This is a genomic window from Leclercia sp. LSNIH3, from assembly GCF_002935105.1.
In the GTDB taxonomy this organism is placed as follows: domain Bacteria; phylum Pseudomonadota; class Gammaproteobacteria; order Enterobacterales; family Enterobacteriaceae; genus Enterobacter; species Enterobacter adecarboxylatus.
Genome location: NZ_CP026387.1, coordinates 115,438 through 135,654, shown reverse-complemented (window position 1 = coordinate 135,654; position 20,217 = coordinate 115,438). Strand labels below are relative to the sequence as shown.

22 protein-coding genes are annotated in these 20,217 nt (G+C 55.2%); 19 read left to right on the top strand and 3 right to left on the bottom strand.

Annotation, left to right across the window (positions count from 1 at the left end):
- The first annotated feature begins 72 nt into the window (after nt 1-72).
- From C3F35_RS00620 to C3F35_RS00575, 10 genes are all read left to right on the top strand, one after another.
- Nucleotides 73-1,524 (top strand): GGDEF domain-containing protein, encoded by a 1,452-nt coding sequence (locus C3F35_RS00620; RefSeq protein WP_077227540.1) that lies wholly within the window; start codon nt 73-75, stop codon nt 1,522-1,524.
- A 181-nt stretch (nt 1,525-1,705) separates the two neighbouring features.
- Nucleotides 1,706-2,698, top strand: coding sequence for a sensor domain-containing diguanylate cyclase (locus C3F35_RS00615; RefSeq protein WP_103792403.1), 993 nt, complete (start codon nt 1,706-1,708; stop codon nt 2,696-2,698).
- Nucleotides 2,699-2,750: 52 nt separating this feature from the next.
- Entirely contained in the window at nt 2,751-3,734 is a 984-nt protein-coding gene (locus C3F35_RS00610; protein ID WP_032618070.1) for a sensor domain-containing diguanylate cyclase, read from the top strand.
- Between the two features lie 66 nt (nt 3,735-3,800).
- Nucleotides 3,801-4,325 carry a GNAT family N-acetyltransferase gene (locus tag C3F35_RS00605; protein ID WP_103792402.1) on the top strand — a complete coding sequence of 175 codons (525 nt, stop codon included), beginning with the start codon at nt 3,801-3,803 and terminating at the stop codon, nt 4,323-4,325.
- Nucleotides 4,326-4,443: 118 nt separating this feature from the next.
- Nucleotides 4,444-5,895, top strand: a complete 1,452-nt coding sequence (locus tag C3F35_RS00600; RefSeq protein WP_103792401.1) for a tagaturonate reductase — start codon at nt 4,444-4,446, stop codon at nt 5,893-5,895.
- Nucleotides 5,896-6,135: 240 nt separating this feature from the next.
- Complete coding sequence (locus C3F35_RS00595) at nt 6,136-7,050, top strand: bestrophin family protein (protein WP_103792400.1); 915 nt, start codon at nt 6,136-6,138, stop codon at nt 7,048-7,050.
- A gap of 285 nt (nt 7,051-7,335) precedes the next feature.
- Nucleotides 7,336-8,331 (top strand): alpha/beta hydrolase, encoded by a 996-nt coding sequence (locus C3F35_RS00590; protein WP_103792399.1) that lies wholly within the window; start codon nt 7,336-7,338, stop codon nt 8,329-8,331.
- Nucleotides 8,332-8,378: 47 nt separating this feature from the next.
- Complete coding sequence (locus C3F35_RS00585; RefSeq protein ID WP_103792398.1) at nt 8,379-9,119, top strand: response regulator; 741 nt, start codon at nt 8,379-8,381, stop codon at nt 9,117-9,119.
- Nucleotides 9,116-10,417 (top strand): ATP-binding protein, encoded by a 1,302-nt coding sequence (locus tag C3F35_RS00580; protein WP_103792397.1) that lies wholly within the window; start codon nt 9,116-9,118, stop codon nt 10,415-10,417. The genes C3F35_RS00585 and C3F35_RS00580 overlap by 4 nt, the downstream gene beginning before the upstream one ends.
- Nucleotides 10,418-10,615: 198 nt before the next feature.
- Nucleotides 10,616-11,806 (top strand): cytochrome c biogenesis protein/redoxin, encoded by a 1,191-nt coding sequence (locus tag C3F35_RS00575; protein WP_103792396.1) that lies wholly within the window; start codon nt 10,616-10,618, stop codon nt 11,804-11,806.
- On the opposite strand, the gene tam is transcribed toward C3F35_RS00575, so the two are convergent.
- Together tam and C3F35_RS00565 are read right to left on the bottom strand one after the other, a co-directional pair.
- Nucleotides 11,807-12,565 carry a trans-aconitate 2-methyltransferase gene (tam, locus tag C3F35_RS00570; protein WP_103792395.1) on the bottom strand — a complete coding sequence of 253 codons (759 nt, stop codon included), beginning with the start codon at nt 12,563-12,565 and terminating at the stop codon, nt 11,807-11,809.
- Between the two features lie 87 nt (nt 12,566-12,652).
- Entirely contained in the window at nt 12,653-13,237 is a 585-nt protein-coding gene (locus tag C3F35_RS00565; RefSeq protein ID WP_032618079.1) for an NUDIX domain-containing protein, read from the bottom strand.
- Between the two features lie 87 nt (nt 13,238-13,324).
- On the opposite strand from C3F35_RS00565, the gene C3F35_RS00560 reads away from it, so the two are divergent.
- From C3F35_RS00560 to dapF, 8 genes are all read left to right on the top strand, one after another.
- On the top strand, nt 13,325-14,080 hold the full coding sequence (locus tag C3F35_RS00560) for a DeoR/GlpR family DNA-binding transcription regulator (protein WP_103792394.1): 756 nt from the start codon (nt 13,325-13,327) through the stop codon (nt 14,078-14,080).
- A gap of 86 nt (nt 14,081-14,166) precedes the next feature.
- Nucleotides 14,167-14,502 (top strand): hypothetical protein, encoded by a 336-nt coding sequence (locus tag C3F35_RS00555; protein WP_103792393.1) that lies wholly within the window; start codon nt 14,167-14,169, stop codon nt 14,500-14,502.
- Nucleotides 14,503-14,532: 30 nt separating this feature from the next.
- Nucleotides 14,533-14,736 carry a hypothetical protein gene (locus C3F35_RS00550; protein WP_103792392.1) on the top strand — a complete coding sequence of 68 codons (204 nt, stop codon included), beginning with the start codon at nt 14,533-14,535 and terminating at the stop codon, nt 14,734-14,736.
- 185 nt (nt 14,737-14,921) lie between these two features.
- Nucleotides 14,922-15,260, top strand: a complete 339-nt coding sequence (locus C3F35_RS00545; protein ID WP_103792391.1) for an ArsR/SmtB family transcription factor — start codon at nt 14,922-14,924, stop codon at nt 15,258-15,260.
- Nucleotides 15,250-15,681, top strand: a complete 432-nt coding sequence (locus C3F35_RS00540; protein WP_103792390.1) for a YeeE/YedE family protein — start codon at nt 15,250-15,252, stop codon at nt 15,679-15,681. Before C3F35_RS00545 ends, C3F35_RS00540 begins: the two co-directional genes overlap by 11 nt.
- Before the next feature lie 9 nt (nt 15,682-15,690).
- Nucleotides 15,691-16,101: a DUF6691 family protein gene (locus C3F35_RS00535; protein WP_059307950.1), complete on the top strand. Its 411-nt coding sequence runs from the start codon at nt 15,691-15,693 to the stop codon at nt 16,099-16,101.
- Between the two features lie 102 nt (nt 16,102-16,203).
- Nucleotides 16,204-16,839, top strand: coding sequence for a glutaredoxin 2 (gene grxB, locus C3F35_RS00530; protein WP_103792389.1), 636 nt, complete (start codon nt 16,204-16,206; stop codon nt 16,837-16,839).
- A gap of 175 nt (nt 16,840-17,014) precedes the next feature.
- On the top strand, nt 17,015-17,875 hold the full coding sequence (gene dapF / locus C3F35_RS00525) for a diaminopimelate epimerase (RefSeq protein WP_103792388.1): 861 nt from the start codon (nt 17,015-17,017) through the stop codon (nt 17,873-17,875).
- 242 nt (nt 17,876-18,117) lie between these two features.
- On the opposite strand, the gene pdxR is transcribed toward dapF, so the two are convergent.
- Nucleotides 18,118-19,587: a MocR-like pyridoxine biosynthesis transcription factor PdxR gene (gene pdxR, locus C3F35_RS00520; RefSeq protein ID WP_103792387.1), complete on the bottom strand. Its 1,470-nt coding sequence runs from the start codon at nt 19,585-19,587 to the stop codon at nt 18,118-18,120.
- A gap of 136 nt (nt 19,588-19,723) precedes the next feature.
- Between pdxR and C3F35_RS00515 the strand changes: the two genes are divergently transcribed.
- Nucleotides 19,724-20,200: a GNAT family N-acetyltransferase gene (locus C3F35_RS00515; protein ID WP_032618089.1), complete on the top strand. Its 477-nt coding sequence runs from the start codon at nt 19,724-19,726 to the stop codon at nt 20,198-20,200.
- The last annotated feature ends 17 nt before the right edge of the window (nt 20,201-20,217 follow it).

The following is a 20,217-nucleotide window of genomic DNA, read 5'->3' as shown; positions in this document are numbered from 1 at the left end:
TCCCAAACTTTTAACAATCCCCCGCGCGGGTGATAAAACCTTGTTAAAAGCAACCCTATGGATTGATATTGCATGTCATCTTCTTCCAGCGGCACTTTTGCGTTATTTCATTCGCAAAGCCCCCTGCGTAATGCTGCGGGAATATTTGCCCTGACCACGCTGTTCTATTTTATTGGCGCGCAGCTACGTCTGGTGGAATCCCTGTCGATGTTCTGGCCGCTGAATGGCGTAATGGCAGGGGTATTTGCCCGTTACGCTTACCTCAACCGGCTGCACTATTATGCGATTTCGTATATTGCCATGCTGCTGTACGACCTCATGACGACGCAATGGGGCGTTAGTTCGCTGGGCATTAACCTGTCGAATATGGTGTTTATTGTCACCGTTGCCCTGCTGGTGCAGCGCGACAGGCGGTTGAAAAACCGCACCCCGGATCCGGTCAATGCCCTGAGGCTGTTTAACTATTGTCTGCTGGCCGCACTGCTGTGTGCCATCGTCGGCGCGGTGGCGTCAGGCGCGGTATCTAATCGCACCTTCTGGCCGCTGATCGCCGACTGGTTTAGCGAACAGTTCTCTACCGGGGTGTTAATTGTTCCCTGTCTGCTGACGATTACCTGGCCCACCTTTAACTGGGCCGTCCGTGCCGAGCAGCTGATGCCGGTGGTGGCGCTGGTGATCTCTGTCGTGGCCTCAGTGGTGATTGGCGGGGCCGGTGCCCTGGCGTTTCCGATGCCCGCGCTCATCTGGTGCGCGGTGCGCTATTCGCTGCCTGCTACCTGCCTGTTGACGTTTGTCACCGGCGCGGTGGAGATCACCCTCGTCGCCAACTCCATCATTACCATCGTGGCGACCACGCCGCTCACCACTCCCATGATGTTCTCCGCCCGTTTGGGAATCGCCACCATGGCAATCTGCCCGGTAATGGTGTCGGTCAGCATGGCGGCAATCAACTCGCTGATGCGCCAGATCTCCCTGCGTGCCGATTACGATTTTTTAACCCAGGTTTATTCCCGCTCCGGGCTGTATGAGGCGCTGAAGAGTGATGAGGGAACGCGTAAAAGCCCGCAGCTGACCGTGATGCTGCTGGATATCGACTATTTCAAAAGCATCAATGACAACTTCGGCCATGAGTGCGGTGATACCGTGCTGGCGGCCTTTGCCCGCAAAGTGCAGGAGACGGTAGGGAGCGCGGGGCGGGTGGCGCGAATGGGCGGCGAAGAGTTTGCCGTCGTGGTGAATAACGCGTCGGCGCAGCAGGGCTACGCCCTGGCGGAACGGATCCGCACCACTATTGAACAACATCCCTTCATCTGGCGTGGCCAGTCGCTGTTTTTGACCGTCAGTATTGGTCTGGGCAGTGGAAAATCGGAGTCGTGGAAGCTCACGGACGATTTTAATCGCCTGATGAGCGAAGCGGATGATTATCTGTATCGTTCGAAAAAAGCAGGCCGAAATCGCACCAGCGCCCGAATGACAGAGATAACCACTGCCAGACAAAAAACAGAGGCGACACAAGAGCTGTAATCGTTTGCCCGTGCGGGGCGAGGGCCCCTACCATATATTCACGAAACTGATAAATGCCTTGATACGCATTTTCATCGTCAATAATATAAAGGGGTGATTATATCGGAAAAATCGTGTGATGAACGGAACTGACAGACTCAGTAAATCCCCTCGCGTGCCTGGCAGTCGGTTTATCAAACGCATGTTTCTGATGCGGGTGCTTGGAACATTTCTCTGCTTTTTCCCCATTCTTTCCGTCCTGGTGGAACAACAACGTTCCCCCTGGCTTATGGGGCTGCTGGCGGCTAATGCCTTTATCTGGCCGACCATCGCCTACTGGCGCGCGCGTCGATCTGCCGCGCCCTTACGTGCAGAACATCAAAACCTGGTGCTGGATGCCGGGGCAGGCGGTTTCTGGATCGCCATGATGGCGGCCAACCCGCTGCCTTCTGTCGCGATTGCCACTATCTTACTGGCCGATCGGCTGGCGGCGGGGGGATTCCCGCTGATGAGAAAAGCCGGTGCGGTGATGCTGGCGGTCTTTATGGCCACCTGGCTGACCCAGGGGATGGCGCTGTTCCCGCAGGTGTCACAGCGTACAATGTACGCCACGCTGCCGCTGATCGGCATTTATACCGTGGCACTGAGCGTTCTCACCAACAGTATCGCCATGCGGCTGCGCTTTAAATCACGTGAGCTGGAACGCATCGCGATGATGGACCCGCTCCTTGATATTGCCAACCGACGCCTGCTGGAGAAGCGTATCGATCATGAGCTGCATAAGCTGCGACAAACCTGCAGCGATTCGGCGTTGATGTTTATCGATATCGACAACTTTAAAGAGGTGAACGATCGCTACGGCCATAAAGTGGGGGATATGCTTTTGGTGACAGTGTCACAAATTCTCCATATCGCTACGCGTCAGAGCGATACCCCGGCCCGGCTGGGCGGAGATGAATTTGTAATTCTGCTTCCCAATACTACGCTTGACGAAGCGCACGTTGTCGCAACCCGCATTATGGATGCCGCTGCGGTGATCGATGACGTCGCGGAAGAAAAGATCCCATGTACGATGAGTATTGGCATTGCCAGTGCCACCCGCGAGATGGGAAACGTAACGGACTGGTTACAGGCGGCTGACAATGCCCTGTATCAAGCGAAACGCGAAGGTAAAAACCGCATCTTTGCCCACTAAGCGGCATCAGGATGCACTAAGCTTTTAAAAAGCCTGACGTGCGGAGCATCTCATGAAATCACCCTCACGACCCAACAATGAAGTGGAGCGTCTCAGCGCCTTGCGCGAATCCGGGCTGCTTGAGATCGAGAACCACCCGAATTATGACCGACTGACCCGTCTGGCAAAACGCCTGTTTGCGGTGCCGGTGGCGATGATCAATCTGGTGGACGAGCATGTGGTGGTGGTTAAATCCGCAGAGGGTGCCGATGCCACCAATCTGCCGCGAAATCTCTCTTTTTGCGGCCATACCGTGCTCAACAATATGCCGCTGGTGGTGCCCGATACCCTGGACGATACCCGTTTTGCGGATAACCCGCTGGCGACCGATGACAATCCGATCCGTTTTTATGCCGGTCACCCTTTGCATCTGCCTGGCGGCGCCGCGGTAGGGTCCCTGTGCATTATCGATCATCAGCCACGGCAGTTTACCCCTTCCGACGTTGAGGCCCTGGCCGATCTGGCGGCGTTGGTGGAAGCCGAGTTCGCAGCGATCTGTTCCAGCATCGTCGACGACCTGACCGGGCTGTATAACCGCCGGGGTTTTCATCACCTGGCCACCTATGCCATTAGTGCCGCGCGCCGCAGAGCCGAGCCGCTGACCCTCGCCTGGCTGGATCTGGATCGCTTTAAGCAGATTAACGCCCGATACGGTCGGGCCGATGGCAATATCGCCCTGAAGGCGATGGCCGGTCTGTTGAGTTCTACCTTCCGCGAAGCCGACGTGCTGGCGCGCTACGGCGGGGATGAGTTTGCAATCCTCTTCGCCAACAGTGACGAGAAGGGCGCATGGATCGCCATGCAATATCTCACCGAGCAGGCCGCGGTATGGAATGAGCATGCCGAACATCCGTGGGCACTCTCTTTCTCATGGGGGGTGAGTGAGTTCAACCACCACCGCGACGATCTGGGCAGCTGGTTGAGAACCGCCGATGAGATGATGTACTCCATGAAGCAGCAGCGCGGTACCGGCGGCGGAGATAAGAAAATCCTCTGAACAAGGCCCTTGTGTTAAAAAAATGTAAAGTGCATGGTGATGCCATTGATAAAAAGGAGAATAATCATGGCATCACCCGCTATACAGATCTTTTCGCGTGACGATATTCTTGCGCACCTTCCTCAGTTAGCTGACATCCTGCACAGCTGCGTGACCGGCGGCGCGTCGGTGAGCTTTATGTTGCCCTACAACCATGAGCAGGCCAGCGCGTTCTGGCGCGGCGTGGCCGCTAGCGTCGCGCGCGAGGAGCGTACCGTGTTGGTCTCGACCAATGCGCAGGGCGAACTCACCGGCACCGTGCAACTCATCACCGATCAACCCGATAACCAGCCGCACCGGGCGGATGTCGCCAAACTGCTGGTTCACCAGAATGCGCGGCGCTGCGGTGACGCCGGGCGATTAATGCAGGCCCTGGAAAATGTGGCCCGCGATAAAGGCAAGACGGTGCTGGTGCTGGACACGGCAACCGGGAGCGGGGCGGAGACCTTCTATCAGCGGGCGGGATGGCAGAAAGTGGGGGAGATCCCGCGCTATGCCCTGATGCCGGACGGTGAGCTGACGGCCACCTCGGTGTTCTACAAATTCTTATAAATCCTGTCACAATTCACACCGGATTTGATCAAAACAGGGGTTCGTGGTCGTAAAGTTTTGATAAGTTATCGTACCAATCTTATCAGGCTGTATGACTAATCATTACAAGGACCCCATTGTGAACACACTGAACCGTCGTGATTTTCCCGGTGCTCTCTACCCTGAACGTATCATCCAGTTTGGTGAGGGCAACTTCCTGCGCGCATTTATCGACTGGCAGATCGACCTGCTCAATGAGCACACCGACCTGAACGCCGGTATTGCGATTGTCCGCCCAATCAAAAGCGATTTCCCCCCTTCACTCAGTACCCAGGACGGCCTCTATACCACCATCATCCGTGGCCTGAATGAGCAGGGCGAAGCGGTCAGCGACGCGCGCCTCATCCGCTCGGTGAACCGCGAAATCAGCGTTTACGACCAGTACGACGAATTCCTGAAACTGGCCCACAACCCGGACATGCGCTTTGTCTTCTCCAACACCACGGAAGCGGGGATCAGCTATCACGCCGGGGATAAGTTTGAGGATGCGCCAGCGGTGAGCTATCCGGCGAAACTGACCCGTCTGCTGTTCGAGCGTTTCAGCCATTTCAACGGCGCCGCCGATAAAGGCTGGGTGATCGTACCTTGTGAATTGATTGACTATAACGGCGATGCCCTGCGTGAACTGGTGCTGCGCTATGCCCAGGAGTGGGCGCTGCCAGCGGCCTTTACCCAGTGGCTGAACGATGCCAATACCTTCTGCTCTACGCTGGTTGACCGTATCGTGACCGGTTATCCACGTGACGAAGTCGCCCAGCTCGAAGCCTCTCTCGGCTATCACGATGCCTTCCTCGATACCGCTGAACACTTCTATCTGTTTGTGATCCAGGGGCCAAAATCGCTGGCGCAAGAGCTGCGTCTCGACAAGCTGTCGCTGAACGTGCTGATTGTGGATGACATCAAGCCGTACAAAGAGCGCAAGGTGGCGATCCTCAACGGCGCACATACCGCTCTGGTGCCGGTGGCGTTTCAGGCCGGGCTGGATACCGTGGGCGAGGCGATGAACGACACGGAAATCTGCGCCTTTGTTGAAAAAGCCATTCATGAAGAGATTATCCCGGTGCTGGACCTGCCGCGTGATGAGCTGGCCTCCTTCGCCAGTGCGGTAACGGGCCGTTTCCGCAACCCGTATATCAAACATCAGCTGCTGTCGATTGCGCTCAACGGCATGACCAAGTACCGCACCCGTATTCTGCCGCAGCTTCTGGCAGGGCAGCAGGCCAGCGGCCAGCTCCCGGCGCGTCTGACGTTTGCCCTGGCGGCGCTGATTGCCTTCTATCGCGGGGAACGTCACGGTGAAAGCTACCCGGTGCAGGACGATGCGCACTGGCTGACCCGCTTCCAGCAGCTGTGGACCCTGCATCATGACCAGCAGATCACCACCCGTGAACTGGTGACGGCGGTACTGAGCGTCAGCGAGCACTGGGAGCAGGATCTGACGCAGGTAAATGGTCTGGTGGAGCAGGTGGCGCAGGACCTGGATGCGATCCTGCAGAAAGGGATGCGCGAAGCCGTAAAACCGCTCTGCTAATCCGTTAGGTTATCCCTGTTTGTGCCGGGTGGCGCTGCGCTTACCCGGACAAACAACTTTCCTTATCCCTCACGCCGCAATAGTTACAACATACTATACATTGATCCTGTAATAGCCGGTCTTACCTCCGTGCGGTCTGTCCTCGGCCTCACAAAAACGTCTGCATTATTTAACATACTTGCAACTGTGATAGCGATCACGTTTAATAGTCACCGCTCTTTTTTCCCGATGAAGCTGACTATGATTGTTCGACCTCAACAGCACTGGTTGCGCCTGATTTTTGTCTGGCACGGCTCCGTGTTGACCAAAATCTTTTCCCGCCTGTTTCTCAACTTTTTGCTCTCGATTGTCGTGATCCTGATGTTGCCCTGGTACTCCTCGCTGGGCATCCATCTGACGGTGGCGCCGTTCAGTATTCTCGGGGTTGCCATCGCTATCTTCCTCGGTTTTCGCAATAACGCCTGCTACGCACGCTATGTCGAGGCGCGACAGCTGTGGGGGCAACTAATGATTGCATCGCGATCTCTGTTCCGTGAAGTCAAAAACACGCTGCCGCACGATCCCGCGCTGGGTGAGTTTGTTCGTCTGCAAATTGCGTTTGCCCACTGTCTGCGTATGACCCTGCGCCGACAGCCACAGGCTGACCAGCTTTCGGCCTATCTTTCAGCGGAAAACCTGCGCGTGGCAATGGATTCCAGTTCGCCTGCCAACCGCATTCTGCTGATCATGGGCGAATGGCTGGCGGTAAGACGCCGGAAAGGGGAGCTGTCAGACATCCTGTTCCACAGCCTGAATATTCGTCTGAATGACATGTCAATCGTATTGGCTGGCTGCGAGCGCATCGCCAACACCCCGGTGCCATTTGCCTACACCCTGATCCTGCACCGCACGGTTTACCTGTTCTGCATCATGCTGCCGTTCGCGCTGGTGAGCGATCTGCACTACATGACCCCGTTCGTATCAGTCTTAATCTCCTACACCTTTATTTCGCTGGATACCCTGGCGGAAGAGCTGGAAGAGCCGTTCGGCGTCGAGAATAACGATTTGCCGCTGGATGCCATCTGCAATGCGATGGAGATTGATTTGCTGCAAATGAACGATGAGCAGGAGATCCCGACGCGTAAATTGCCGGACAAGTATTACCAGCTGACCTAAGCGCGGCATGCATCAGGCGCATTTCGCCTGATGCTCATTTTTCTTGTTTTCTGGCCATTCAATTCTGCGGGGTTGCCAGAATGTCTCCGTTCTATTTCCCCTCTCTGAACAGCATTATCCCTGTGGATTGATCGGCTTGTTGACCGACTTCTGCGGATTTGTATCGCAGTGTATCTGAACCGGAACAGGATACAGCGGCTTGCAAAACGGGCCACTTTGCACATATTCGCCATACATCAGGGTGGTGAGATAAGCGGGTGAAATTCATAACCCGGAGATATCACCATGATGAACAAACTGGCTTACTCAACCCTCGCGCTGACCCTCTCTTTCGCAACCGTTTCTGCCTGTCAGGCCGAAGCAGCGGGCACAGACTATGCTGCTGCCTTCAAACAGATCCGGCAGATTGATGCCGGTGATTTGAATATTGGCTATGTCGATATCGGGCCGAAAAATGGCGAACCGGTGATCCTGCTTCACGGCTGGCCGTACGACATTCAAAGCTACGCGCAGGTTGCCCCGGCGCTGGCGGCAAAAGGCTACCGGGTGATTGTGCCGTACAACCGTGGGTTCGGTACTACGCATTTTCGGTCGGCATCCACGCCACGCAATGGCCAGCCAGCAGCCATGGCGAAAGACGTCGTTAACCTGATGGATGCGCTTAACATCAATCGTGCGGTCTTCGCCGGTTATGACTGGGGAGCCAGAACGGCGGACATCGTGGCGGCACTGTGGCCGGAGCGCGTGAAATCGTTGGTTTCGGTGAGCGGGTATCTGATTGGTAATCAGAAGGCAGGGGAAAAACCGTTGCCACCTCAGGCCGAGTTGCAATGGTGGTATCAGTTCTATTTCGCGACCGAGCGCGGAGAGAAGGGCTATGCCGCCAATACCCATGATTTTGCAAAATTAATCTGGACCCTGGCGTCACCCGGCTGGAAATTCAGCGATGCGACCTTTAACGTCAGCGCCAAAGCCCTGGACAACCCGGATCATGTGGCGGTCACCATCAGTAACTACCGCTGGCGTCTGGGGCTGGAGAAAGGGGAACGCCGCTACGACAGCGATGAGCAACGGCTGGCGACGTCTCCCACCATCAGCGTGCCGACCATCACCATTGAAGGCGACAATAACGGCGCGCCGCATCCGGCTCCTGAGGCCTATGCCGCGAAATTCACGGGCAAATATCAGCATCGTACCTTTACCGGCAACATCGGTCACAATCCGGCGCAGGAAGATCCGCAGGATTTCGTCAAGGCGGTGGTGGATGCGGATAAGTTGTAAGCAATCTATGCTATTTTTGGCGCATTGCTGATAAACAGGAGCTTAGGGTGGAGACAACCGATCACATTCTTGTCGTTGATGACGACCGGGATATTCGCGAGCTGATCGTCGATTATCTGCTGAAGTCGGGCTATCGCGCTACCGGCGCCGCTAATGGCAAAGAGATGCGCGCCGTGCTCGATAAACAGGCGGTAGACCTGGTGGTGCTGGATATCATGATGCCCGGCGACGACGGGCTGACCCTGTGCCGCCAGTTGCGCAGCGGGCAACATAAAGATCTGCCGATTTTGATGTTGACCGCGCGCCACGACGATATGGACCGCATCCTGGGCCTTGAGATGGGGGCAGACGATTATGTGGTTAAACCCTTTGTGGCGCGTGAGCTGCTGGCGCGGATCAAAGCGATTATGCGCCGCTTTCGCACGCTGCCGCCGAATTTGCAGGTCACCGAAGCCGGGCGGATCATCGCCTTTGGCGACTGGCAGCTTGATACCAGCGCCCGTCATCTGCTGGATCCCACCGGCACCATCGTGGCGCTGAGTGGCGCGGAGTACCGTCTGTTGCGGGTGTTTGTCGATCATCCTCAACGGGTGTTAACCCGCGATCAGCTGCTTAACTTCACCCAGGGCCGGGATGCGGAGCTGTTCGAACGCTCAATTGATCTGCTGGTCAGCCGCGTGCGACAGCGTCTGAATGAGGATGCGCGCACACCACTGTATATAAAAACAGTACGTAGTGAAGGTTATGTCTTTTCGATGCCGGTGAGCATTCTGGAGGTGAAAGAGTGAGGCTCTGGCCGCGTTCGCTGCATTATCGTTTGCTGCTGATCGTCCTGCTGGGGTTGCTGCTTGCCAATGGTCTGAGTCTGACCCTGGTGATGGCCGAGCGGATGAGCAGCGTACGTAACGTGATGCTGGGAAATCTTCAGGACGATGTTTCCACCAGCGTGGCGATTCTGGACCGCCTGCCTGCCAGTGAGCGGGCGCAGTGGCTTCCGCGCCTTGACCGGGATAACTATCACTATGTACTCGGGCCGGGGGAGCCAGGCGCTCCGCCCGCGGATGCCCGCTCCCGGGATGCGGTAAGAACGTTAACGGATACGCTGGCGACCCAGTATCCGCTGCGTTTTACCGCCGTACCGGGGCCAGTGTCGCATATTCAGGCGCACCTTACGCTGCACGACGGCTCGCCGCTGACGCTGGATCTCACTCCCCGGATGCCGCCAGTGGCCCGCTGGCTGTCGGTGGTGTTTATCATCCAGCTGCTGCTGGTGGTGATCTGCGCCTGGCTGGCGGTGCGGCAGGTGGTGCGTCCTTTCACCCGCTTTACCCGGGCGGTCGATACTCTCGAACCCACCAGCCCGAATCCGCTGACCCTCACCGAGCAAGGCCCGCTGGAGGTGCGTCACGCTGCGCGCGCGTTTAACGCCATGCAGGCGCGGATCCAGACCTCGTTAAAGGAGAGGGCGCAGATCCTGGCCGCTATCTCCCATGATTTACAGACGCCTATTACCCGGATGCGGCTGCGGGTGGAGATGGCTGACCAGCCTGAGTTGCGCGATAAACTCACCCAGGATCTGGATAGCATGACCCGGCTGGTGCGCGAGGGGATCGATTATGCGCGTTCGTCCGGGATATCGCCTGAGCCGGTGCGCAACGTCGATCTCTATAACTTCATTGATACGCTGGTCTGCGATTATGCTGATACCGGTAAAAACGTGCACTTTGCTGCAACCCGCACCGCCGTTCCTTTTGCTACCCGGCCTCAGGCGCTGCATCGCATCCTGACCAATCTGCTGGATAACGCCCTGAAATTTGGTGATACCGCAGAGGTGACGCTGACGGTGCGCGATGAACGGGTGCTTATCACCGTGGAAGATAACGGTCCGGGTATACCGGAGGATGAACTGGCCGCAGTATTGCAGCCGTTTTACCGGGTAGAATCCTCCCGCAACCGGGAAACCGGCGGCACGGGGCTGGGGCTGGCCATTGCTGCCCAGCTCACCGCCCAGCTTGACGGCCAATTGCAGCTGACGAACCGGCCTGATGGCGGGCTTTGCGCCCGGATTACGCTACCGGTGGTCTGACTTTTCTCCCTCTTTTGTGAGGGAGAGTGTCATTGCGCGCGGCAGCCAGACCGCACCCTTTGTACCGTACTGTATCCTCCCGCAAGGCAAATACACCATCTGACAAAACGGCCAATCCTCCACACATGCTAAACACATCCCTGCCTTGTAATAGCGTCACTGCAATCGTCGCAGCCAACCGCTTAAATGAGGTGTGTTATGTTTCTCGTGATCGCATTTTTAGGGGGCATGGTCAGCCTGCTCAGCCCCTGTACACTTCCCGTTATTCCGCTGTTGTTTGCTGGCTTTCGCGGCCAGAAGCACCAGCTAATCGCCATGCTGTTCGGGATGGTGATGATGTTTACCCTGGTCGCCAGCCTGATCACCGTCGCCAGCGACTGGGTGGTCAGCGCGACCCTTGTCGGTCGCTGGCTTGCGCTGGCGTTGTTGAGCCTGGCCGCGCTGGGGCTGATCTTCCCATCTTTTGCTCAGCGTGTTGCCGGTCCTGTGTTACGCCTTGGCAATGCCATCAATAGCCGCAGCACTCGTACCCGTGGAACCGCCTCGGCGCTGCTCGCCGGGCTGGCGGTTGGGCTGCTGTGGTCGCCCTGTGCCGGACCTGTGCTAGGGGCCATTCTCAGTCTGAGTATCGCCGGGCATAACCCTGTTGCCACCGGGAGTTTGCTGGCGGCGTACGGCAGCGGGTGTGCGGTGATGCTCGCGCTGCTCGGCTTCAGCGGTCAGGCGCTGATAGGGCGGTTGAAAGCAAAATCGGCGATGATGGATGGGTTGCGAAAAGCGGCGGGGGTTGTGATGCTGATGTCGGTCGCCTTTACCGCGTTCGGTCTGAACAGCGTCTTTCAGGGGGCAAACGGCGTCGCCGATCGTCTGGAGAAAACCTTGTTGCAGCTGGCCCCGGACAGTCATCCTCAGCCGACTCTCCAGCCGGTCGCCCAACCGGTGACCACCAGCGCCATGCCCTCGCTGGAGGGCGGCACCGGATGGCTGAACGGTGACCCGGTCACCCCGGCGTCGTTAAAAGGCAAAGTGGTGCTGATCGACTTCTGGACCTGGGATTGCATTAACTGTCAGCACGCTCTGCCGCACGTTCGGGAATGGGCCAACAAATATCAGGCCCAGGGGCTGGTGGTGATCGGCGTGCATACCCCGGAGTATCCCTGGGAAAAACCCCTGGCATCGGTGCAGCAGGCCATCAACAAATGGCAACTCCCGTACCGGGTGGTCACCGACAACAATTACAAGATCTGGACGGCCTTTGGCAATCGTTACTGGCCTGCGCACTACTTCTTTGATGCCAAAGGGCAGCTGCGTTACGCCTCTTTCGGGGAGGGGAATAATGACAAGCAGGAGCAGGTGATCCAGCAGCTGTTGAAAGAGGCGAAGGCGTAATCAGGGTTCGCGTCTGGCGACGATAAACAGTCGCGGAAACGCCAGCAGTATCTGCCCGTTCTCTTGCAGCGGATACTGCTCCTCCAGAAGCTGATGATAGCGATGTAAATAACGTTGTTGCTCGCTCTCGTTCAGATCCTGCAGCCAGGGCCGCAGGCCGGTGGCGCTCACCCAGTCGATAATAGCCTGATGCGAATTCATCTGGTGGTAATAGGTTGTACGCCAGATGTCCACCTCGCATCCTGCCTCGGTCAGGATATCATAATAGGCATGGACGCCTGCCAGGGCTTCGCGCCCGCGATCGGGATAACCCTGTTCAAAGGCCACCTCCCGCATCAGCACGTGCGTTGGCTCCAGGTCATTATCCGGCATCTGAATGGCGAGCACGCCGTGCAGCTTCAGCAGCGAAACCAAATGGGGCAGCAGTTCGTAGTGGTTCTCGACCCATTGCAACGAGGCGTTGGCGTAAATCACGCTCAGGGCTTGCTCCGGGCGAAAGTGGCGAATATCGGCCTCTATAAACTGGCAGCCAGGCAGTGCGGCTCTGGCTTCTGCCAGCATTGCAGGTGAAGTATCGACGCCGGTAATACGTGCAGAAGGCCATCGCTGCTGTAACAGCGCCGTGCTGTTACCCGGCCCGCAGCCCAGGTCGACTACATCAGTAACCTCATTCAGCGCAACGCGGGAGAGTAGCTCGACGGCGGGGCGTGTACGTTCGGCGTTATAGTGCAAATAGAGGGCGGGGTTCCAGTCGGTCATGCAGAGTTCTCCGGTTTGTTCTTTCCAGAAGTGTAGATGATGAGGTTTGCCGGGTGACAGAAATCCGTTTCTGTCGGCGCGATTCGGCTAGAGGATCTTCTTCAGGGCAACGTGGTACAGCAGCATAATGGTTTTGCCATCGACAATCAGGCCGTCATCGATCGCCTGCAACGCCTGTTCAATGGGCCACTCCAGCACCTCGATATCTTCACCTTCGGCCTCAATACCACCGCCTTCACCGGTGCGATCGTCTGGAAGATACTCCGCGATGTAAAAGTAGAGTTTCTCAGTGACCGAGCCAGGGCTCATAAAGGCTTCGAAGACCTTCTCCACGTGGTCGATCTGATATCCGGTCTCTTCTTCCGCTTCGGCCTTGATGCGCTTTTCCGGCGCCATGTTATCAAGCAGACCGGCGGCGGTTTCAATCAGATAGCCGTCGTGACCATTGATATAGACCGGAAAGCGGAACTGGCGGGTGAGGATCACCGTCCGTTTCTCGCGGTTATAGAGCAAAATGGTCGCGCCATTGCCCCGGTCGTAGGCTTCGCGATTCTGGCGCTGCCACTCTCCGTTACGACGGCGCACATCGAAGGTGTATTTTTTGAGCGTATACCAGTCATCTGACAACGTTATGCTGTCATGAATGCGTACTTCTGCACGTTCTGATTGCATGGTGCCTCCTGTTTACGTAGAGTGGGCATCATAAACCGCACATTCGTGCAATATCAAGATCAAACATGCAGCTTCAGGAACCGATCTATGCTCACTCGTCAACGCAAACAGCTGATCCTCGAAAAACTGAGTTCTGAAGGGCAGGTGCTGTCGAAAACCCTGAGCCTGGAGTTTGGGGTGTCGGAAGATACCATTCGCCGGGATTTACGCGAACTGGCGGCCGACGGGCGTTTACAGCGGGTACATGGCGGCGCATTGCCGGCATCACAGGCGGTGTCCAGCTTTGCGGAACGCAGCAGCCTGGGCATTGAGGCGAAAAAGCGGGTGGCGAAGAGGGGGGCAGAACTGATCTCGCCCGGCCAGGTGGTGATTATCGACGGCGGGACGACCACAACCGAGCTGGTGCGCTGCCTTCCTGGCGATCTGGCGTTTACGGCGGTCACTCATAGCCCTGGTATTGCCCTGGCGCTGGTGGATTATCCTCAGGTAGACGTGATCCTGATCGGCGGGCGCTTATTCCGTCACTCGGTGGTCACGGTGGGTGCCGCAGCCATTGAAGGCATTGCGCAAATCCATGCCGATCTGTTTTTTATGGGGGTGACCGGCATTCACCCGGACGCCGGGCTAACCACTGGCGATTATGAAGAGGCGTGCATCAAACGTGCATTTTCCGGCAGAGCTGCAGAAACAGTTGTGCTGGCGTCCCCCGAGAAAATCAACACCGCATCGTCTTTTATGATCGGTGAGCTTTCGCTGATCAATACCGTGGTGGTTGAACCGGATACGGACAGCCGCTGGGTGGAGGCGGTGAGTCGGCAGGGCATTTCGGTAGTGACAGCATAAACGACGTTGATTGAACCACCCGCAGGAAGAGCACCGCCGCATAAGCTACGCTTCAATGAATGCGTGTTTAACAAAAGGACTGCGTGATGCTGCAAAAAATCAGCCTGTTATCTCTCGCCTGTTTGCTGTTTACCGGGTGTATGTCCAACGAAGGCACATCCCCTGAAGAGAAGAAGTTTCGTAAAGTCGAGGCCGCGGCGAGCGAGTGCGCCGAAATCGTGAAAAACCAGACCATCGAACTCACCGCCGAGGGGCAGGATACTGATACCCGCTGGACAACGGTGGAGTATGTGGTGCCCGGTCAACACACCCGCACGGTGGAGTATCGCACCTCCTCGGTACTGGATAATGGCCAGCCGGGCAAGGCATGGCAAACCTGTATGTCGGATAAAAAAGCTCTGGTACCTGAGCTAAAACTGTAGCCCATCCAGCTGCGTACCGGTGCCAACGCCATGCTGACGGGTGAAACCGTCCTTAAGAACGTCGAGATGTATCCGTGGGTCGATGCCCGTTACCAGACTGAATTTAGCGATAATACCGACATCAAAGCGGCGGATGAGCACAATACCGACGGTCATAACATCTCAACGGGTATCTTCGGCGCGGGTAATAACACGACCATCGGTAATAATTTCTCCCTGAATACGGGGCTGTAATGCGTTACAGGCGATGTGGATAACGATGCCAGCGTTCAGGGCGGTATCAGCTATCCGTACTAATTCACACTGAACCAACCAACCGGCAGGGGGCTTAGTATCCTTGCCGGTTTTTTTGCATCTCGCACGGCAAACAATATACTATAGTACATTATATAAAATCATATATTGATGGGTGTATAACGATGACCGTGAGGGTGGACACCGATATTCAGGATGCAATGAAGCAGGCAGCGCTGGGTGCCTCGGAGATTTTGCGCGGTCTGTCCAATGCTGACAGGCTGTTGTTGATGTGTCAGTTAAGTCAGGGAGAAGCGAACGTCGCGCAGCTTGAAGCGGCGGTGGGCATTCATCAGCCTACGCTGTCTCAGCAACTGGGTGTATTGCGGCGCTTAAAGCTGGTGGAGACCCGGCGCACGGGCAAACAGATTTTCTATCGCATTGAGGATCCACGGATCTTCGCGCTGCTCAATACCTTATATGACCTCTATTGTCCTCAGACAGGAGTGGACCATGACGATTGATCTCTCTCACTTTACGCCGCTGACCAGTCTCGGGGGCGGGTTGTTAATCGGATTTGCCGCCATACTGCTGATCCACTTTTGTGGGCGCATTGCCGGTATCAGCGGCATTGTGGCGGGGATGCTAACGAAAAAGACCCGAACAGAAGGGTGGCGAATGGCTTTTTTAGCGGGCCTGATCGGTTCGCCGCTGCTGTTCTCCCTGTTTTATCCCTTGCCGGAGATAACCGTTCAGACCTCCTGGCCGGTCATTATCCTTGCCGGTTTGCTGGTGGGTGCAGGAACCCGTCTGGGGTCCGGGTGTACCAGCGGGCATGGCGTCTGTGGGCTGTCGCGCTTTTCTAAGCGATCGCTCGTCGCCACGCTCACCTTTATGGCGGTGGGCATTGTTACCGCCACGCTGATCGGTTTCTGGCTGGGTTAAGGAGGAAAGATGTTAGTCATTTTTGCATTTCTTTGCGGCCTGATTTTTGGCGTGGGGTTGCTGATTAGCGGCATGGCAAACCCTGAAAAGGTGCTGGGTTTTCTGGATCTCTCCCAGCCCTGGGATCCCTCGCTTGCCTTTGTCATGATCGGGGCGATTGCGGTGGGGATAGTCGGTTTTGCGTTGGTCAAAGGCAAAAAAAGGGCATTTTGTGGCGTGCCCATCCTGTTACCGGCGAACAACACCATAGACCGCACGCTGGTGGTGGGTGCCATTCTGTTTGGTCTGGGATGGGGGCTGGCGGGCATTTGCCCTGGGCCGGCACTGGTATTGTTGGGCGCAGGCGTCGGGAAAGGGCTGCTGTTTATTTTGGCTATGCTGGTGGGGATGTGGCTGGTCAACAGGGTTCGGCCATCATAAACCTTGCGGCTGACTTCAACCTACCAAATTTAGTCTGGAAACCTTGACCCCATTTGCCAGATGCTGTGTAGAGTCATCCCCTTATTTTGAAAAGAGAGCGCTATGAAATTATATGTGTATGAGCATTGCCCGTTCTGTATCCGCGCGAGAATGATCTTTGGCCTGAAAAAAGTGCCTTTCGAGTTGGGCGTGATTATGGAGGGCGATGTCGAAACGCCAACCCGTATGGTGGGTAAAAAGGTCGTGCCGATCCTGCAAAAAGAAGAGGGCGTTTATATGCCGGAAAGCATGGATATCGTTCACTATGTTGATCAGCTTGACGGCTCGCCAGTAATAACAGGTGAGTGCGATCCGGCGATTGACGCCTGGTGTAAAGAGAATACGCGCGCCGTATTCAACCTGGCGATCCCGCGTTTTACCCGGGCCGATTTTAAAGAACTCTCTACGCCAGCCGCGCGCGATGCCTACACCCAGCGCGAGATTAACGCGTTTGGCGATCTGGATACGTTAATGTCCAATAGCCAGACCTATATCGATACGCTGTCGGATGCATTGGGTAAAATTGAGACTTATTTACGCGCCAAAAATCCTGTCAGCATCACGGATTTTTATCTCTTCCCAATCCTGAATTCGCTGACGATTGTGAAAGATTTCCCGTACTCACCAGCATTACGCGGTTATCTGGAGCATGTCTCCATGTCATGTGATGTACCGCTGTTTACCGATAAAGCACTGTAACGCTCAGGGGGCCTGGCCCCCTTAATCGTTCGAAAAAATGGTTGTCCGATTTTCGGTTGTGCGGCTTTCGTCGTATACCCTGGATTCAGCCTGTACCCGGCGTTCACTTTTTGGTTCTGTGGAGTGAAAAATACGGTAATGTGTTTGTTAAATAATCAAATTTAGAATCCTGACCATGACACCTTTGTTATTCCATAAATATCACGGACTCGGTAATGATTATCTGGTGTGCGAGCGTTCTGTCGCAGAGCAGCTGAGCATCGAGCAAATTCGCATCATATGCCATCGCCACTATGGGTTCGGATCTGACGGTCTGCTAATTGATAGTGGAGATCAACATCATCCCACATTGCGAATCATCAATCCGGACGGTTCAGAAGCCGAGAAAAGCGGTAACGGTCTGCGTATCTATGCACGTTATCTTTTTGATATCGGCCGCGTCGGACACGAGCCGTTTCTGGTGCGCACCGCGGGCGGGGACGTACATTGTAGGGTCCATGAAGATCCTCATCAAATCACGGTGGAGATGGGGAGGGCGAATTTTAGTCCGGCGGCATTGCCTGCATTGATTGAACAGCCCGAAGTACTGAATTATCCACTTAAGCTGGCTGATGAAACACGGCGGGTATCGTTGGTCTCAATGGGCAATCCACACTGTGTTGTGCTGGTGGATAAGCTCGATCTGGCGCTGGTGCACCGTTTGGGGCCGCAAATTGAAAATCATCCTGTGTTCCCCAAACGCACCAATGTCCAACTGGTGGAGGTCGTGGATCGCAATACGCTGCGGATTGGTATCTGGGAACGGGGAGCCGGTTTTACTATGGCATCCGGTAGCAGTAGCTGTGCCGCGGCAAGCGTAATGCGCAAATTAGACCGGGTCGATAACCGTGTCAGCGTAAATATGCCGGGTGGGCAGTTGCAAATAACCTTCGGTGAGCATTTTCAGGTGAGCATGAGCGGCCCGGTGCAAAAAATTGGCCGTCTGACGCTGGACGAAGACTGCTTTGCTGGTGGGGATGATTCCTGCGGATTTTAAATCTTTGCAGACTGGCAGTCTGCTACGGATTGCCGGTCATTTTCGTATTAACTGCCATTACGCCAGCAAGAGCAGCATGCTGACATAATGGCAGGAAACTTAATGCGCGTCCGGAGGTTGTATTGGCCGTTATGAGGTGCAGAAGTCGATTTTGCCAGAAGCGGTTTAATAGGCTTATTACGGCCTGGGCAAATTACGGCGGCTAATTGCCAGATTCCATCTGATCTCATCCCGAGGAACTGTCAGAGAGCAGCGGCTAGTCGGCGAATGCCTTCTCGCAGAACCTCTGGCGGATGATTAGCAAAACCAAGCAGGATACCTTCCCGGGGAAGAGGGCGCTGGCAATAACGTACAAATGATTGTATCCCCATTCCGAGCTGGGCGGCTTTTGCTTCCACCTTTTTACCCTGAAGACCGTTATGCAACCAGCAAACCAGATGAATGCCAGAGTCAGACGGATGAACAGTCATCTTTTCCCCTAAGTACTCCTGAATCGCTGCCGTGAGCGAGGCTTTTCGCTCAAAACAGGCTTTGCGGATACGTCTGACATGGCTGGCATAGTGCCCCTCTTCAATGAAATGTGCTAAAACCGCCTGCTCCAGATAGCCGTTGCAGAGATCGGAAAAATATCGGGTAACCATAAATTGTTCGCATAAGGCAGGTGGTACCACCAGAAAGCCCATACGAAATTCCGGATACATCATCTTAGAAAAGCTACCTGTATAGATGACCCGCTGGTGCTTATCGAGTCCCTGTAACGCCTGTAGTGAGCGGGTGGCATAGCGAAACTCACTGTTATAATCATCTTCGAAAATCCACGCCTGATTTGCCTGAGCCCATTCCAGTAGTGCCAACCTGCGTGACAGGCAAAGCGTCCCCCCCAGAGGAAACTGATGGGACGGGGCCGTGTAGACCAGTTTAGCATCGGGATATTGCAGTATACCGTCGTGTATATCCATCCCGTTGTCGTCCACCCGCACCGGTCTGACAATCGCGCCAACTGAGCTGAAAGCACCTCTGGCACCGTTATAACCAGGATCATCCAGCCACACCTCGTTCCCTGGCGAGAGCAACGCTTGCGCGGTGATATTAAGCGCCTGCTGGATACCATTAACAATTATCACCTGGCCTTCATCACAGTTAACCCCACGGGTTGCCTGAATATACTTACTAACAGCGCGCCGGAGTGGCGCATAGCCGGCGACGTGGGTATGCAGCCCAAGTTCACGTCTGGATTGTCTCCAGATACGGGCAAGCAGCCGCCCCCAAAGTTCATGGGGAAAGAGGTCGATACATCCAACGCCTACAGTAAAGAGGCGGTGAGTGCTAGCCTCTTTATGGCTTTCACTCCACAGCGGACGTAACGCCGCAATGTCAGGATTAATTTGGCCGTCGATAGACTGAGACTGAGTTACATGTGTCAGAGGCCTGGTTCCATTCAGCGGCCCTTCAGGAGCGTTTGTTGATACGAAAGTTCCGGCACCTTTACGCGTTTCCAGATAACCCTCAGCCATCAGGCGATCAAAAGCAGCGATAACAGAATTGCGGGAAATTGACATCATCTCAGCCAGCGCCCGGCTTGAGGGGACCCGTGAATTCGCGGTAAGGCGACCTTCCAGAATGGCATTACGGAGCACACTGTATAGTGCATCCTTTATCACGCCTTTAGGGAGTAACAAATCGTGGAACAGCGGCGCAATAACTCTCTTCATGCACAATCCAGAAGCTCAGCAAAAAAAAGTGGATCCTATAAATATACAAAAAGTGTCACTTACATGGAACCATTACGGTAGATAGAATTATGTTAACCAAGAGAATGTGGTTTATATAATTAAGGATAGAAAACCGATGAACAATGAATATCTAAATGAAGAATCAGCAAAAATAAGCATTCAGCCCGCTACAGAGAGCGACTACATGCAATGGTTACCACTCTGGAAGCGTTATCAGGAATTTTATCGTGTAGATATTTCAGACAACGCTACACAGAACACCTGGACACGCTTTCTCACACCGCATGAGCCGATTTATTGCGCGGTGGCTAAATATGAGGGAAACATTATTGGTCTGGTTCATTACCTGTTTCATCGCTCAACCTGGGAGGAGAGGGATTACTGTTATCTTGAAGACCTCTATGTTAACCCGGATGTCCGTGGCAAACAGTTTGGCAGACAGCTTATTGAGTATGTACAACAACAGGCTCGAAAACGACATGCTTCGCGTCTTTACTGGCATACCCATGAAACCAATCTGCGTGGCCAGCGTCTCTATGACTGGGTGGCAAAGAAAAGCGGCATGATTGAATATCAGATGCCGTTGCGTTAACGAGTTTAGCCCATTGC